Genomic DNA, 2,068 nt, shown 5'->3' with positions numbered 1-2,068 from the left:
CCGGATCGAGCACCAGGACCTGCGCCTGGGCGAGCACGATCGCCGCCGCCCCGGGCAGGGGCGCGCCGAGCACCGTGACGGAGAACTCGTCCATGGCCGCGGCCGCGTCGAAGACCGTTCCCGTCGGGGCCGCGTTGATCAATGAGGCGCCCGCCGAGGTCGCCAGCCGGCACGACCAGCCTGCGACGCCTCCGCTCTCGCTCGGGTTCCGCAGCACGAGCCAGGCCGGCACCACCTGCGGCGCGAGGGGCACCGTGGTGTCGGGCGTGCCGAAGGTCTCGTCGAAGTAGAGGCTGAGGCGGTTCTCGTCGGCGCCGAAGGGGTGCACCGGCGGCCCCACGACCGAGACATCGACCCCCAGTTCGTAGCTCACCACGACACGCGCGTCGATCTGCTCGTAGGCGGTGGCGATGCAGCGCACCGAGAACGTGCGGTACGTACCGACCGAAAGGCCGCTCACGGCGCCGACGATCTCGAGGTGCGGGTCGTCGGCCACCAGGTCGAGCGTCACGTACCGGTTGCCGATGTTCTGCACCGAAAAGGACCCCGTCACGGTGTCGCCCACCGCGGCGGGCGGCATCACGAGGGTCTGCGGCCGCACCTCCAGTGCGGCCTGGTCCAGGAGCCGGCGGCCGAAGATCGGCACCACCGGCAGTCCGGGCCCCAGGTCCAGCAGCGCCCGGTGCTCGTCGGTGTCCTGGCCGTCGAACCGGACATAGATGTCCGTGTAGCCGTTCGGCAGGATCAGTTCCGGCGTGAAATCGACGAGGGCGAACGGCGCGGCGTCGCCCGTCCAGGTCGGCGCCGGCGTGAATCCCACCGTACCCGTGTTCCTGAGCCGGAACGACCTCACATTCGACGGCTCGCTGTTGACCACCGCCAGGCGCAGAGTGTCCGGAAAGACGGTCGCCGCCAGTTCGCCGTCGATGCCGTAGGCGGTGGCCGACACCGAGAACAGGCCGCCGTAGTTGACGGTCCACGCGTGCGGATCATAGTCGGCGGGCGTGTATTCGAGATCGTAGGGGTACGTCCACCCCGGCTGCAGGCCGACGATCGACTCGGCCACCAGGGGCGTGCCGTCGCCGCTGACGAGGCCCGCCATCGATTCGGTGAAGTCGCCCGTGTTGGTGACCTGGAAGGTCACGCGGCCGAGGCCGCCCACGGCCACGCCGCCGAAGTCGAGCACCGCCGGCGTGGGGCTCAGGGCGTGGATCGGCAGCCGGCCCACTCCCAGCACCGGCTGGAACTCGCCCCCGCCCAGGGGCAGGCTGCAGGCGAAGTCGCCTTCGGTGACCGGATCGAACTCGATCGCCAGGGAACGTGAGCCGAAGGGCCGGATGTAGACCAGGTCCATGCCGGCGGCATTGGTGATCCGGAAGGGGCCGCAGGGGTCGCCGAGCCCCGTCGTGGCGAAGAAGAACGGACCGTCGCCGACATTGCGCACCAGCGCGTAGTCCAGGGCCGGTTCGCGGTTGATCCCGCGGGGCGGGAAGAGAAGCGGCGAGACCTCGAGCTCCGGCTGACCGGCGTTCACCCAGCCGACGTAGATCTCGTAGTCCCCGAACGGAGGCACCAGATCCCAGGTGACGCCTGTTTCCCGGGTCGCCTTGCCGGAGTAGAGCAGCACGTCCACCCGGCCGGGATCCGTCACCAGGAACTGGAACGTGGCCAGTTCCGTCGTTCCGTCCCAGACCAGGTTGAACGGGGTCGTCGCCGTGAGCTCCCAATTGGCGGGCGCCACCTCGACCACGTCGCCATAGGGGCTGACGACCGCGAGGACGTCCCCGCCGAGGGCGTTGAACTTGAAGGTGATCCGCGTGACGAGGGTCGAGGGCACCGCGTCGTCGATCAGCAGGCGACCCGTCAGGACCGCCGGCACCGAGTCGGTGGTGGCCATGAATGCGTCGCCCGACGGCCCCCAGGCCAGCCGCAGGACGTTCTCCCGGCCCAGGGCCGGACCGGCGAGGACGAGACCGAGCAGGGCAAGGCCGGTGGCGAGGCGCAGCGAACGAGTCGACATGAGGTCCCCCTTGACCCGGGCGAAGCGAGTCCGTAGCTACAGACATGA

General features: G+C 70.1%; 1 protein-coding gene. It reads right to left on the bottom strand.

Annotated elements, in window-relative coordinates; genetic code table 11:
* Window positions 1–2,020: hypothetical protein (locus KDM41_18040; protein MCB1185324.1), on the bottom strand; the 2,020-nt coding region annotated here is incomplete at its 3' end.
* Window positions 2,021–2,068 lie beyond the last annotated feature (48 nt).

It is taken from the genome of bacterium, assembly GCA_020440705.1.
In the GTDB taxonomy this organism is placed as follows: Bacteria; Krumholzibacteriota; Krumholzibacteriia; order LZORAL124-64-63; family LZORAL124-64-63; genus JAGRNP01.
Note: the sequence above shows the minus strand (reverse complement) of the source record. Positions and strands in the feature narration are given on the sequence as shown.